Below are 13,716 nucleotides of genomic sequence, written 5' to 3'. Positions count from 1 at the left end.
CCGATAGTAAGCGCGACGGGCCCCCCTGTCTAAATTCGTCATTTTTGTGAATGGCGTCAATTTGCCATCATTCAGTGCAATCCCCGCTGAGTTCTTTGTGTAATCTGCAATACAGGCTCATTGATGAGCTACTGTTATCAGGCCACTGCCTGCCCGCCAAGGACTTTAAGCATGCCGCGATTTTCTCGTGCCGTTGCTTTGATAGGAGTGTTGCTGCTGACCACGCCTGCGGTCGCACAACGTCTGCGCCTGGTAGCGGATGCCTGGCCCCCGTTCACCGATGCCACCTTGGTCAACGGTGGGTTGGCCACCGATATCGTCAGCACCGCCTTGGCTCGCGCCGGCTACGCCAGTGATTTCGAACAGGTGCCCTGGGCGCGAGCGCTGATGGGCGTGGGCGACGGGCGTTATGACGTGCTGGTCAATGCCTGGTACGACGATTCACGCACGCAATTGGGGCAGTTTTCCGCGGAATACCTGTTGAACCGTGTGCGCTTTATCAAGCGCCGCGACGATCCCATCGATTATCAGAGCCTGGAACAACTGCACGACCAGCCCATCGCGGTGGTGCGCGGTTATGCCTACTCGGCGGCCTTCGACCAGGATGCGCAGTTGCAGAAAGTGCCGGTGCATAACTTCGCCATGGCCGTGCGCATGCTCGCGGCGCAGCGCGTAAGGCTGACGCTGGAAGATGAATATGTTGCGCGCTATTACCTGGCGCGCGAATCGCCCCGGGTGCGCAATACGGTGGAGTTTTTACCCAAGCCGCTGAGTGAGAACAGCCTGCATATTCTGGTCAGCCTGAAGAACCCTGAGCATGAGCAAATTGTCGCCAGTTTCGACCGGGAGATTGCCAAGATGAAGGTCGATGGCAGTTATGCGCGGTTGATGAAGGCGCACGGGATGTAGGGTGCTTGAGGGCCACATCGCGGGCAAGCCCGGCTCCCACAGGTAACCGCATTCCAATGTGGGAGCTGGCTTGCCTGCGATAGCGATTTAGGCCGCGCTGGTATCTTTGATCAGGTGCGCCGCCAACGTGCGCAATGGCCCCAACTGCCGGCAGATCAACGCCAACTGGGTCTGCACCAACCGTTGCCCTTCATCAATCTCATCCGGCATCTGTTCCAGCTCCGCCGCCAACGCTTCCTCAGCATCGCTCTGAATCGCAACCGGCTGCTTGTTGGCCAGCCCCGTGGCGATCTCGTCGATGCTCGCCGCCAGGCTGTTACCGGCGCCGTCGATCAAATGTTCACGCACCTCGGCCGGCAGTTGCGTCTCGCGGTGCGCGCCCAGCCCCGACAGGTAACTGAGCAAGGTGTGCGACAGCACCAGGAAACGGAAGCCTACGTCAGCCTCTTTGCGAAAGTGCCCCGGCTCCATCAGCATATTTGCCAGCGTGGTGGACAGCGCCGCATCGGCGTTGTGGGCGTTGCGCCGGGCCAGGCGGTAGGCCAGGTCGTCGCTCTTGCCCGCGGCGTATTGCTGCATGATCTGGCGCAGGTAGATGCTGTTGCAGGTCAGGGTGTTGGCCAGCACCTTGTTCAGACGGCGGCCTTGCCAGTCTGGCAAGAACAGGAACACCGCGAGGCCCGCGATCAGGCTGCCGAGCAGGGTATCGAACAGCCGTGGCAGGAACAGCCCGTAGCCATCACCCACTTGGTTGAAGCAGAACAACACCATCAAGGTGATCGCCGCCGTGGCCAAGGTGTAGCGGGTGGTGCGGTTGATAAAGAACACCAGCCCTGCGGCGATGGCGAACAGCGATTGCACCACGGGGCTTGGGAACAGGTCGAACAGCGCCCAGGCCACGGTCAAACCGATGGCGGTGCCGATGATCCGCTGGCCGAGCTTGCGCCGGGTGGCGCCGTAGTTGGGCTGGCAGACGAACAGGGTGGTGAGGATGATCCAATAACCCTGGGAGGCGTGAATCGCATGCAAGGTGCCGTAGCCGATGGTTAACGCCAGGGCCAGGCGCAAGGCATGGCGGAACAGCAGCGAGGTCGGCGTCAGTTGCGTGCGCAGGCGCGTCCACATTTCCTTGAGGTTGCGCGGGGCGCGGTCCAGCAGGTTGCTGTCGGTGGCGTCGGCGAGTGCGTCGGGGTTGCTGGCGTCGCCGAGCAGGCGGTCGAGTGTCGACAGGTTGGCCGCCAGGGCGCGCAATGAGCGCAGCAGGCCGCGCCAGGCCGGGTTGCTCTGGACGCGCAGGTGTTCCAGCGAGGCATTCAGGTCGCCGAGGGCTTCGGCGAAGCTGTCGTCGTAAATGAACGGCTGGCGCAGTTGAATCGACTCGCCCAAGGTCTGGCAGGCCTTGCCTTGCTGGCGCAACAGGCGCTGGCAGCGGAACAGCACGTCGCTGTGGAAGAAGGCATCGGCCAAGGCGTTATACGGGTAGTGAGACGAGCTGGCGCGTTCGTGGATGTCCTGGGCCAGGAAATACAGCTTCAGGTAGCGGCTGACCTTGGAGCCTGGGCGGCCATTACCGACGCGGTGCAGGATGATTTCCTTCGCCGCATTCAGCGCCGCCACCACCCGGCCATTTTGCTGGGCCAGTTCCAGGCGGCGCGCTTCTACGTCCAGCTGACGGATCGGTTCGAACAGCGATGATTTGAGCTTGAGGTAACGCCCCAGCTCGCGAAACAGCCGCGCCAGGCTTTGCTGCACTGGCTGGTTGGAAAACAGCACCTGCCACAGCACCGACAGCACGCCATACCACGCGGCACCGGCCACCAGCAGCAGCGGTTCATGCCAGAAATCAGACACGGCACCACCGCGCTGGTCCACACCGATCATGGTGTACACCGACAGAATCAGCGTCGCCGAGGCAATCGCACCATAGCGCTCGCCCAGCGCCCCGAGCATGGTCAGGCAGAAACTGGCCAGGGCCAGAGCGATCGCGAAGATCCAGGGGTAAGGGAACAGCAGTTCCACCGACAGCGCGGCGATGCTGAAACACACCAGCGTCACCGCCAGGGCATTGAGGCGGCCTTGCCAACTGTCATCGGTCTCGGCCAGGGCGCTGGCGATAATCCCCAGGAACAGCGGGATGAGCAGCGTCATTTCATCCTGATACCAGCACAGCGCCATGCTGCCGGTGAGGGCGATGAATACCCGCACGCTGTAACTGAATTTATCCAGCGCCCACAGGCGCCGCATGGACTGCTTGAACGAGGTCGATGACATGAAGTCTGGTGTCTTCCGGGACGATGCCGTTAAATTGAGCTATCAAGGACGCCACGGCAAGCGTAGCGATCACATCAATTGCGCAAAATAACTTCCAAGCACACCACAAAAGCAATGTGGGCGCTGGCTTGCCTGCGCTAGCGATGTTGGATTCACCACCGCTATCGCAGGCAAGCCAGCTCCCACATTTTGACCGCGTACACCTTTAGGCGTATTGCGCAGCCGCGTAGCCCGAAGCCCACGCCCACTGGAAGTTGAACCCACCCAAGTGGCCGGTCACATCCAGCACTTCACCGATGAAGTACAACCCCGGGCTTTTCAGCGACTCCATGGTCTTGGACGACACTTCGCGCGTATCCACCCCACCCAACGTCACCTCGGCCGTGCGATAGCCTTCAGTGCCGGCCGGCACCAGTTGCCAGCTGCCGAGTTTTTGCGCGATATCGGCGATTTCGGCGTGGGTGTACTGCTTCATCGGCTTGGACACAAACCAGGTTTCCGCCAGCAGGTTGGCCATCTTCTTGGTGAAGATCTCACCCAGCAGGGTTTTCAACTCGCTATTGGGGCGCTCGACCTGTTGCTGTTGCAGCCAGGCGTGGGCGTCGTGGTCGGGCAGCAGGTTGATTTCCACGGTGTCGCCGGTTTCCCAGTACGAGGAGATCTGCAGAATCGCCGGCCCGCTCAGGCCGCGGTGGGTAAACAGGATGTTCTCGCGAAAGCTTTGGTCGTTGCAGCTGACCAGGCAGTCCACCGAGGTGCCGGACAGCTCGCCACACAAGTCCTTGAGCTGGTCGGTGATGGTGAACGGCACCAATCCTGCGCGGGTCGGCAGCAGTTCATGGCCGAACTGCTTGGCCACTTGATAACCAAACCCGGTAGCGCCCAAGGTCGGGATCGACAGGCCGCCCGTGGCAATTACCAAAGACTCGCAGCGCAGTTCACCCAACGTTGTTTGCAACTGATAACCGGCGTCCAGCTTGGCAATCTCCTGGACCGACGTGTCCAAGTGCATGCTCACGCCAACTTGAATGCATTCATCCAGCAGCATGCCGAGGATGTCGCTGGATTTGTTATCGCAGAACAGTTGGCCGAGCTTCTTCTCGTGATACGGCACGCCGTGCTTGGCCACCAGCCCGATGAAATCCCACTGGGTGTAGCGGGCCAGGGCGGACTTGCAGAAGTGGGCGTTGTGCGAGAGGAAGTTGGCAGGCTCGGTGTACATATTGGTGAAATTGCAGCGGCCACCGCCGGACATCAGGATCTTTTTGCCGGCCTTGTTCGCGTGGTCGATCAACATCACCTTGCGCCCACGCCCGGCGGCGGTCAGCGCGCACATCAAACCTGCGGCGCCGGCGCCAATGATCACAACTTCGGTCGAGCGCAAAACGGTGTCCTCATACAAATTCTGAATTGGAATACAGTCAAATGTGGGAGCGGGCTTGTGTGGGAGCCGGGCTCGCCCGCGATGCAGGCACCTCGGTATGCCAGGTACACCGAGGTGATGCTATCGCAGGCAAGCCAGCTCCCACACAAGCCCGCTCCCACATTTAGATCTCTGTATAGCTTGAGATCTTTACAGGATCCGCACGCGCAACGAACGGCCTTTGATCTTGCCGTCATTCAAGCGCTGCAGCGCCTGCTTGGCGATCCCGCGCTCCACGGCCACGAAGGCCTGGAAGTCAAAGATCGCGATCTTGCCGACCTGGGCACCGGGGATGCCGGCATCACCGGTCAAGGCGCCGAGGATGTCGCCCGGGCGAACCTTGTCTTTACGGCCGGCGGCGATGCACAGGGTGCTCATCACCGGCAGCAACGGGCCGCCGCTCTGAGGCTTGAGGTTGTCCAACTGGTCCCAGTTCAACGGCGATTTCTGCAGCTGCTCGATGGCCTGGGCGCGGTGCGCTTCGGACGGCGCCACCAAGCTGATGGCGAGGCCGGTCTCACCGGCGCGGCCAGTACGGCCTACACGGTGAATGTGGATTTCCGAGTCACGGGCCAGTTCGACGTTGATCACCATGTCCAGCGAGTCAATGTCCAAACCACGCGCGGCCACGTCGGTGGCTACCAGTACCGAGGTACTGCGGTTGGCGAACATCGCCAGTACCTGGTCGCGGTCGCGCTGTTCCAGGTCGCCATGCAGGCCGACGGCGGAAATGCCCTTGGACGTCAGGTGGTCCACAGTTTCCTGCACTTGCTGCTTGGTGAAGCAGAACGCCACGCAAGAGGCTGGACGGAAATGCGCCAGTACCTTGGTCACGGCGTCCATGCGCTCTTCCGGAGAAATCTCGTAGAAGCGCTGCTCGATCTGGTCGTCGGAGTGGAACGCTTCGGCCTTCACTTGCTGTGGGGCGCGCATGAATTTCGAGGCCAGCTGCTTGATGCTCACCGGGTAGGTGGCCGAGAACAGCAGGGTCTGGCGGCGCGCCGGGGTCTTGCTGATGATGTCTTCGATGGCGTCGTAGAAGCCCATGTCGAGCATGCGGTCGGCTTCGTCGAGGATCAGCGTGTTCAAGCCGTCCAGCACCAGCGAACCTTTGCGCAGGTGCTGCTGGATGCGGCCCGGGGTGCCGACGATGACGTGGGCGCCGTGTTCCAGCGAGGCGATCTGCGGGCCGAGGGACACGCCGCCACACAGGGTCAGCACCTTGATGTTGTCTTCGGCACGCGCCAGGCGACGGATTTCCTTGGCGACTTGGTCGGCCAGCTCACGCGTCGGGCACATCACCAGGGCCTGGCAGCCGAAGTAGCGCGGGTTGATCGGGTTCAACAGGCCGATGCCGAAGGCGGCGGTCTTGCCGCTGCCGGTTTTGGCCTGGGCAATCAGGTCCAGCCCTTTGAGGATCACCGGCAAGCTTTGCGCCTGGATCTGCGTCATCTCGACATAACCCAGCGAGTCGAGGTTAGCCAGCATGGCGGCGGAGAGCGGCAAAGTATTAAAAGCGGTGGCGATGGTAGTCACGGGACTGGCTCTGCAAAACAAAATGTCGCGCAGTGTACCAGTCTCGTGGGGATTTCCCTGCAAGTTCTAGACGAGAAGCCTGTTAATGCTCGATGTCGTGCTCGCGGCTGACCACGCGTTTGCCGTCCGTTGGCGACAGTTGCAGGAAGATCGCCGCCGCCAGCATGGCCATGATGCCCACGGTGAGGAAGGTCAACTGGAATGCGCCGAGCACGCTTTCCACGCCATCGTTACCCGCTTCAGCGGTAAAGCCGCCGAGCAACGCACCGGCACAGGCCACGCCCAGGCTCAGGGACAATTGCGCCACCACCGAGAGCAAACTGTTGCCGCTGCTGGCCTGGGCGTCGTCGAGGTCGATCAGGGTGACGGTGTTCATCGCGGTGAACTGCAAGGAGTTGATCGCCCCCAGTACCGCCAGCATCCCCAGTAGAAGCGGATAAGGCGTGTGCTCGCTGACCAGGCCCATGCTCGCCAGCATGATACCCAGTGCCAGCGTATTGCCGGTCAGCACGATGCGGTATCCCAGGCGCTCGATCAGTGGCCGGGCGACTGACTTGGCAAACATCGCCGCCGCCGCCAGCGGCAGCATGCTCATCCCGGCTTGCGATGGCGAGTACCCCAGCGCTACCTGCAACAGCAGCGGCACCAGGAACGGCAGGGCGCCGCTGCCGAGGCGCGCAAACAGGTTGCCGAGAATGCCCACGGCAAAGGTGCGGGTCTTGAACAGCACCGGCGAAAACAGCGGGTTATCGATATGCCCGGCGCGCAGCCAGTACGCCGCCAGGCACGCCAGCCCGCCGAACAGCAGCAACATCACGCGCAAATGCGGCAGGTGCAGTTCGCCCAGGCCTTCCATGGCGATGGTGATCAGCACCATCGCCGCACCAAACAGCACAAACCCCACGCTGTCGAAACGTGTGCGCTCGCTGCCGCGCAGGTCGGGGATGAGTTTCCACACGGCGTAGCAACCGATCATGCCCACCGGCAGGTTGATCAGGAAGATCCAGTGCCAAGTCAGGTATTGCACCATCCAGCCGCCCAGGGTCGGGCCGAGCAACGGGCCAAGCAGGCCGGGGATGGTAATAAAGCCCATGATCCGCACGAGTTCGGAGCGCGGATAAGCGCGTAAGACGACCAGGCGCCCCACCGGCAGCATCAGCGCACCGCCCAAGCCCTGGATGACCCGCGCGCCCACCAGCATGGTCAAGCTGCTGGACAGGGCGCACAACAGTGAGCCAATGCTGAACAGCATGATCGCGCCAAAGAAGATTTTCTTGGTGCCGAAGCGGTCGGCGACCCAGCCCGACGCAGGGATCAGCAAGGCGACGGTGAGCATGTAGGCGATCACCACCCCTTGCATGCGCAGCGGGTTTTCCGCGAGGTCCCGGGCCATGGCCGGCAGTGCCGTGTTGAGAATCGTCCCATCCAGCGACTGCATGAAGAAGGCAATCGCCACCACCCAGGGGAGCCAGCGGGCGGTCTTGGCATCGAGAGGGGCACGATTGGGCATGAGCTACCTTTTTGTTAGCAGGCTATGTGTCGGCGATTATGCGCCTTCCGTTACTCCTTTTCCCACTGGCGGTTCGTCTAAGTCTGACAATGTCGCGTGCTCTCCGACGAGGAAATCCAACAGCGCTCGGTGCACCGCCAGCGCCGCCTCGCGGGACTCAAGGTCGAGTAAGTGGCCGGTGTGTTCGGCGACGGCGAAGCTGCTGCGACCGACGTACTTTTTGAACAGTTGGGCTTCGGCAGCCGGGGTGTACTCATCCAACGTACCGTTGAGGAAATGCACCGGGGTTTCGATCTGCGCGAGCGCCGGCAGGTAGTTGCCATCGCCCAGGCCCAGCACCTGGTGGATATGAAAGCGCGCTTGGCGGTACTCGTTGGTGGCCATGCTCGACAGGTGCCGGTGGTTATTGCGCTTGAGGCGGGGCGAGAGGTATTTGCCGACTGTTTCGTTGAGCAAATGGCCGACGGCGGACTTGTCATCGGCCTCAATTAGCACGCGCACGCGCTCCACATAATCGAGCATGGCCTGGTTGAGGTTGGGTGCCAGGGCCATCACCACCGAGCTTTCGATGGAGGGCGGGTTGTGCGCCAGGGTCAGCAATGTGGAGATGCCGCCCCACGAGGCTGATACCAAGTGGTTGACCTGGAAGCGCTCCACCAGCGCGCGCAGGATCTGCACCTCGTCGTCCTTGGTCACCAGGTCAAGGTCGGTGTTGTGCTCGCGCGAAAGGCCGGAGAACGGCAGGTCGAACAGCAGCACGTTGAAGTGTTCCGCCAGGCATTTGCTGGTGCGGGCGAAGGAGCGGGTGGTGGACAGCGCTCCGTTGACCATCAGCACTGTTTTTTTTTCCGGATGCTCTTGTGAATGCTTACCTAGCTGCTCTACGTGCACGTTGTAGTGCTTGTAAAGCTTTTCAATGACAAAACTTCCATGGTCCATGTCAACGCTCCAGCTTGCCCAATCCAGGCAAGGTCATGCATCACGTGCGGGCACGTGGGGTTGGTGGCGGGATGCCACTAACCGTTATAACGAGGTTTTTTGCGGGCGACAACCGGCCGCACGGGGAGAAGTGTGAGATGGGATTTTGCGGTAGGAAGGGGTGAAGCGGGGGGGCAGAAACGAACATAGAGCAGTGTGGGAGTTGGCTTGCCTGCGATGGCATCACGGCGGTCCTACTGACACACCGAGGTATCTACATCGCAGGCAAACCAGCTCCCACATAAGCCAGTTGCCACATTGGGTTTTGTGTTTACAGGGTGAGGGTCAGGCGTTTTACCAACGCGCCCGGCAACAGATTGGACGCCGTATTGCGCTGGCTGTACGTACTGGCCGACAACAACAGCTCCCGCTCAGCGGTCAGCGCTTCAAGCTGCGAACCGAGCAGGCTATAGACGCTGTCATCAAAACGCATGGTGCTCACCGGCGCCTTGATCTCGCCGTCTTCCACCCAGAACGTGGCGAAGCGCGTCATCCCGGTCAGGCGTGCTGCGGGCAAGTCCGAGTAGTTCAAATACCACAGGTTGCTGATGTACAGCCCAGTGCCCAACTGCTTGAGGATATCGGCCTGGGCCAGGCTGCCTGCGGCCATCTGCAAGGCGCTGGGCGACTCGTCGCTGCTGGCGCCGTTGGTGCTCAGGCCGTATTCGGCGGCGCTGCGCGAGTTGATCAACTGGCCGCAGGCGGTGCCTGCGTTAATCAGCGTGACATCCCCGCGCGGGTAGCCTTCGGTGGAAAACGCCTGGCTCAGCGAGCCGCTGATCTGCTCATCGACTTTTACCAATGGGCTCAACGACTGCTCACCGGCATACAGCTTTTGTAGCGAGCTGCCTTTGCTGGCGATAGCCTGGGCGGAAAACCCGCCCCAGGTGATGATGCCGATGATTTCTTCCAACGCTGCCGGGGCGAGGTAGGCGCGGTATTGGCCGGGGGCCAGGTTGTGCAAAGGGCGACCCAGAAATTCCAACTGTTCGCGCGCTTGCTGCAAGCGTGCGGCAAACTCGGCGCTGTTCCAGGTGTGCCCGGCGTAGCTGGCTTTAACCGCTTCGCCATTGGCGTGGAACAGGCTGAAATCGAAATTGAAGCTGTTGGCCTGATGCCAGCCAAACGCGCCGTCCGAACTGGCGAAGCCACGGCTGATCGGGCCTGCGGCATAGAAGCCGACCAAGTCCACGCCGGCGGCGGCCTGGCTGATGTCTTCCAGCACCTGGGCCAGTTCCGGTAAGGGCCGAAGCTGCTCGTTGTGGCTTTGCCAGGCGTTGTGATTAAGCAGCAAATACGGATCTTGCGGCAGCAAGGGCAAGGTTTCGCGCAATTGTTGCAGGCCATCGGCGAGGCGCTGGCGGTCCAGTTCCGGGGAGCCTGCCAAGGTAATGCCGAGGTCCGCATGGCGGCCGTCGTTGATCAGCTTGAGGTTCAGGCTGGCCTGTTGCACCTGGCCGGCTTGGCGTACCTGAGCGTGGTTGAAGCGCACGAACTCGGAGGATTCGTCCGCATAACCCAAGTGAAACTGTTCCTTGTCGGTGACGGCCTGCTTGAGCCATTGCACCAGTGCCTTAAAGTTATTCATCAGGCATCTCCCCCAAATACGTCGACATCACTGAACACACACGCAGGTGACGCGTGGCCCACGCGGATCACTTGGTTAGGTTCGCCTTTGCCGCAGTTCGGCGTGCCCAATACCTTAAAGGTGCTGGCATCGCCGACGGCGCTGAGCTTGCGCCAGAACTGCGCGGAAATGGCACGGTAGTTGGGGTTTTTCACCACGCCCTTGAGCTCGCCGTTTTCGATCAGTTGGCCCCACTCGCAGCCGAACTGGAATTTATTGCGCGCGTCATCAATGGACCAGGAGCGGTTAGTACTCATCAGAATGCCGTGCTCGATACCGCTGATCAGCTCGGCCTGAGTCTTGTCGCCGGCCTCGATGTTCAGGTTGGCCATACGGTCGATCGGCGCGCGGTTCCAGCTGCACGCGCGGCTGTTGGCGACGCCGCCCAGGCCTGAGCGAAATTGCGACAGCGCGCCGCCCAATGGCTTGAGCAGCAGGCCGTCACGGATCAGGAACTGCTTGGTGGCGCGGGTGCCGTCGTCGTCATGGCTGTAGCTGGCGAGTTGCTCGGGGATGTCCGGGTCGAAGGTCACGTTGAGCAACGGCGAGCCGTATTGCAGGTGGCCGAAGTCGCTGGCTTTCACAAAGCTGGTGCCGGCGTAATTGCGCTCATCGCCCAGGATGCGGTCCAGTTCCAGTGGGTGGCCGATGGACTCGTGGATCTGCAGGATCATCTGGTCGGGCATCAGCAGCAGGTCGCGCGGGCCGTGGGGTGTGTTTGGCGCGAGCAACAGTTGCAGGGCTTCATCGACCACTGTGCGGGCGGCGCCGGCCAGGCCGAAGCGGCGAATCACGTTCGCGCTGCCTTGCTGGCCGAAGTTGGTGCCGCCCAGGGTGCGAGTCTGGCTGTCGTTGCCGTCGAACGCGGTGACGCTCAGGCCCGGGTAGACGAAGCGCTGGGCCTGACGCAGCTCGGCACCGGCACTGTTGAGGTAGATCTGTTCCACGTGGGTGGTGCCCAGGCTGACTTCCCAGCTGACCAGGCGTTCGTCCTTGGGCACGCTGGCGGACTCATCGCCCAACAGTTGGTAGCAGTCGCTTAAGGAGGGGAAGGGCTGGTCAAGGTCAGGCGACAGGTAGTCGGCAACGTCGCTGGCCACCGGCTGCGTGTGCAGGTCGAGCAGGGCGTGGGGCAATATCCGCTGGGCTTGCTGTTCAGCGCGCTCAAGGGCGGCTTGCAGGCCGGCCAGGGAGATGTCGTGGGTGGCGGCGTAGGCTTCCACGCCATTGAGGCGCACGGTGAGCATGGCGCCCTCATCGTGGTTCAGGTGTGGCGGCTCGGCGACGTTCTTGCGTACCGACAGGTATTGGCCGGATTCGCGCACGTAACGCAGCGAGAAGAATTCGGCGCGGGTGCGCAGGGCACTGAAGTGCTTTTTGAGTGTGGCGTGTTGGTCGAACATGGGGCCTTCCTTGTGGGCGGCTCATCGCGGGCAGGCAACAGATTAGGCCTGGGGCGGGGAGGTGATCAAGGAAAGTGTAGGGCGGGGAACTTGCGGTGTGGGGTCGGGCCTCATCGCGGGCAAGCCCGGTTCCCACAGTTGACCGAGTTGTTCAGATGAACTCGGTCAACTGTGGGAGCTGGCTTGCCTGCGATACAGGCACCGCGGTGCGTCAGTTACTGCGCGGTAGGGCCTACTTCACGCATCGGCTTGCCACGCAGCGGCGCATCGCCGGCCACGTAGTAGTCGGCGGTGCTGCGCGGCAGCGGCTTGCGGCCACGGATCTTGTCGGCGATTTTCTCGGCGATCATGATCGTCGGCGCGTTGAGGTTACCGGTGGTGATGATCGGCATGATCGACGCATCGACCACACGCAAGCCTTGCATGCCATGCACGCGGCCTTCGCCATCCACTACAGCCATCTCGTCGTCGCCCATCTTGCACGAGCAGGACGGGTGGAACGCGGTTTCGGCGTGTTCGCGGATGAACTTGTCCAGCTGCTCATCGGTTTGCACGTCAATACCCGGGCTGATTTCGCGGCCACGGTATTGGTCCAGTGCCGGCTGCTGCATGATTTCGCGGGTCAGGCGGATGCCGTCGCGAAATTCCTGCCAGTCTTGCTCGGTGGCCATGTAGTTGAAGAGGATGCTCGGGTAGTCCCGTGGGTTCTTCGACTTCAATTGCACGCGGCCACGGCTTGGCGAACGCATGGAACCCATGTGCGCCTGGAAACCGTGCTCTTTCACACCGTTGCTGCCGTTGTAGTTAATCGCGACCGGCAGGAAGTGGTACTGGATGTTCGGCCAATCGAATTCTTCACGGGTACGGATAAAACCGCCCGCTTCGAACTGGTTGCTGGCGCCGATGCCGGTGCCGTTGAACAGCCATTCGGCACCAATGGCCGGCTGGTTGTACCAGAGCAGCGACGGGTACAGCGACACCGGTTGGGTGCAGGCGTATTGCAGGTACAGCTCAAGGTGGTCCTGCAGGTTTTCGCCGACGCCTGGCAGGTCGTGGACCACCGGGATGTCGAGGCTTTCCAGCAGTTTGGCCGGGCCCACACCGGAGCGTTGCAGCAGTTGCGGCGAAGCGATTGCGCCGCTGCACACCAGCACTTCTTTACGCGCACGGGCTTCAACGCGCTCTTCGGCGGCGCCGATCAGGTAGCGCACGCCAACGGCACGCTTGCCTTCGAACAGCACTTTGTCGGTCAGGGCGTGGGTGACGATGGTCAGTGTCGAACGCTTTTTAGCCGTGTCCAGGTAACCGCGAGCGGTGCTGGCGCGACGGCCTTTAGGCGTGACGGTACGGTCCATCGGGCCGAAGCCTTCTTGCTGGTAGCCGTTCAAGTCGTCGGTGCGCGGGTAACCGGCTTGTACGCCAGCTTCAACCATCGCGTGGAACAGCGGGTTGTTGCCGGCTTTAGGCGTGGTCACGCTGACCGGGCCGTCGCCACCGTGGTAATCGTTGGGGCCGATGTCGCGGGTTTCGGCCTTACGGAAATACGGCAGGCAGTCGAGGTAGGACCAGTTTTCCAGGCCTGGCAGTTTCGACCAGTTGTCGTAGTCCATCGCGTTGCCGCGGATGTAGCACATGCCGTTGATCAGCGAGGAACCGCCGAGGCCCTTGCCGCGACCGCATTCCATCCGGCGGCCGTCCATATGTGGCTCTGGGTCGGTTTCGTAGGCCCAGTTGTAGCGGCGGCCTTGCAGCGGGAACGCCAGGGCGGCCGGCATTTGGGTACGGAAGTCGAAACGGTAGTCTGGGCCACCGGCTTCCAGCAGCAAAACAGTGACGCCTTCGTCTTCGGTCAGACGGGTCGCCAGGGTGTTACCGGCGGAGCCGGCACCCACAATGATGTAATCGTATTCTTGGGACATAATGCGCCCTCGTAAAAGTTGGTTCAGGCTGTTTTTTGTGGCGAGGGGGCTTTTCCCCCGTTCGACTGCGCAGCAGTCGCAAATTCAGCGATCGAGTTCTATCTGAAAGACTGCGGTGGCTGGAATGGGGCTGCTTCGCA

The 13,716-nt window shown here is 61.7% G+C and carries 9 protein-coding genes; 1 reads left to right on the top strand and 8 read right to left on the bottom strand.

All coding sequences use genetic code 11. The features are described from left to right. Window positions 1-171 precede the first annotated feature (171 nt). Complete coding sequence (locus KZH41_RS28895) at window positions 172-909, top strand: substrate-binding periplasmic protein (RefSeq protein WP_263274125.1); 738 nt, start codon at window positions 172-174, stop codon at window positions 907-909. An 87-nt stretch (window positions 910-996) separates the two neighbouring features. On the opposite strand, the gene yccS is transcribed toward KZH41_RS28895, so the two are convergent. The 8 genes from yccS to betA all read right to left on the bottom strand — a co-directional run bounded on the left by yccS (window position 997) and on the right by betA (window position 13,576). Next, complete coding sequence (gene yccS / locus KZH41_RS28890) at window positions 997-3,180, bottom strand: YccS family putative transporter (RefSeq protein WP_263274124.1); 2,184 nt, start codon at window positions 3,178-3,180, stop codon at window positions 997-999. Window positions 3,181-3,385: 205 nt separating this feature from the next. Next, complete coding sequence (locus tag KZH41_RS28885; protein ID WP_094949551.1) at window positions 3,386-4,564, bottom strand: NAD(P)/FAD-dependent oxidoreductase; 1,179 nt, start codon at window positions 4,562-4,564, stop codon at window positions 3,386-3,388. Between the two features lie 189 nt (window positions 4,565-4,753). Next, on the bottom strand, window positions 4,754-6,091 hold the full coding sequence (gene dbpA, locus KZH41_RS28880) for an ATP-dependent RNA helicase DbpA (RefSeq protein WP_240995367.1): 1,338 nt from the start codon (window positions 6,089-6,091) through the stop codon (window positions 4,754-4,756). A 130-nt stretch (window positions 6,092-6,221) separates the two neighbouring features. Then, a complete protein-coding gene (gene mdtD / locus KZH41_RS28875) occupies window positions 6,222-7,649 on the bottom strand; it encodes a multidrug transporter subunit MdtD (RefSeq protein ID WP_263274123.1) in 1,428 nt (475 codons plus the stop codon). Between the two features lie 36 nt (window positions 7,650-7,685). Further along, on the bottom strand, window positions 7,686-8,588 hold the full coding sequence (locus KZH41_RS28870) for an alpha/beta fold hydrolase (protein WP_094949549.1): 903 nt from the start codon (window positions 8,586-8,588) through the stop codon (window positions 7,686-7,688). A gap of 310 nt (window positions 8,589-8,898) precedes the next feature. Then, window positions 8,899-10,215: a TldD/PmbA family protein gene (locus KZH41_RS28865; RefSeq protein WP_263274122.1), complete on the bottom strand. Its 1,317-nt coding sequence runs from the start codon at window positions 10,213-10,215 to the stop codon at window positions 8,899-8,901. After that, the gene (locus KZH41_RS28860; RefSeq protein WP_263274121.1) at window positions 10,215-11,657 is read right to left on the bottom strand and encodes a TldD/PmbA family protein; all 1,443 of its coding nucleotides are present in this window, start codon (window positions 11,655-11,657) and stop codon (window positions 10,215-10,217) included. Before KZH41_RS28860 ends, KZH41_RS28865 begins: the two co-directional genes overlap by 1 nt. Before the next feature lie 215 nt (window positions 11,658-11,872). Continuing rightward, window positions 11,873-13,576: a choline dehydrogenase gene (betA, locus tag KZH41_RS28855; RefSeq protein WP_263274120.1), complete on the bottom strand. Its 1,704-nt coding sequence runs from the start codon at window positions 13,574-13,576 to the stop codon at window positions 11,873-11,875. Between the last annotated feature and the right edge of the window lie 140 nt (window positions 13,577-13,716).

It is taken from the genome of Pseudomonas sp. YeP6b, assembly GCF_025642995.1.
Classification (GTDB): domain Bacteria; phylum Pseudomonadota; class Gammaproteobacteria; order Pseudomonadales; family Pseudomonadaceae; genus Aquipseudomonas.
The sequence above is the reverse complement of the archived record's forward strand: the minus strand, read 5'-3'. Positions and strand labels throughout refer to the sequence as shown.

Excerpts from the sequence above, each read along its gene's own strand:
- KZH41_RS28895 (WP_263274125.1), top strand. The coding sequence starts at position 172 with ATGCCGCGATTTTCTCGTGCCGTTGCTTTGATAGGAGTGTTGCTGCTG.
- yccS (WP_263274124.1), bottom strand. The coding sequence starts at position 3,180 with ATGTCATCGACCTCGTTCAAGCAGTCCATGCGGCGCCTGTGGGCGCTG.
- dbpA (WP_240995367.1), bottom strand. The coding sequence starts at position 6,091 with ATGCTGGCTAACCTCGACTCGCTGGGTTATGTCGAGATGACGCAGATC.
- mdtD (WP_263274123.1), bottom strand. The coding sequence starts at position 7,649 with ATGCCCAATCGTGCCCCTCTCGATGCCAAGACCGCCCGCTGGCTCCCC.
- KZH41_RS28870 (WP_094949549.1), bottom strand. The coding sequence starts at position 8,588 with ATGGACCATGGAAGTTTTGTCATTGAAAAGCTTTACAAGCACTACAAC.
- KZH41_RS28865 (WP_263274122.1), bottom strand. The coding sequence starts at position 10,215 with ATGAATAACTTTAAGGCACTGGTGCAATGGCTCAAGCAGGCCGTCACC.
- KZH41_RS28860 (WP_263274121.1), bottom strand. The coding sequence starts at position 11,657 with ATGTTCGACCAACACGCCACACTCAAAAAGCACTTCAGTGCCCTGCGC.
- betA (WP_263274120.1), bottom strand. The coding sequence starts at position 13,576 with ATGTCCCAAGAATACGATTACATCATTGTGGGTGCCGGCTCCGCCGGT.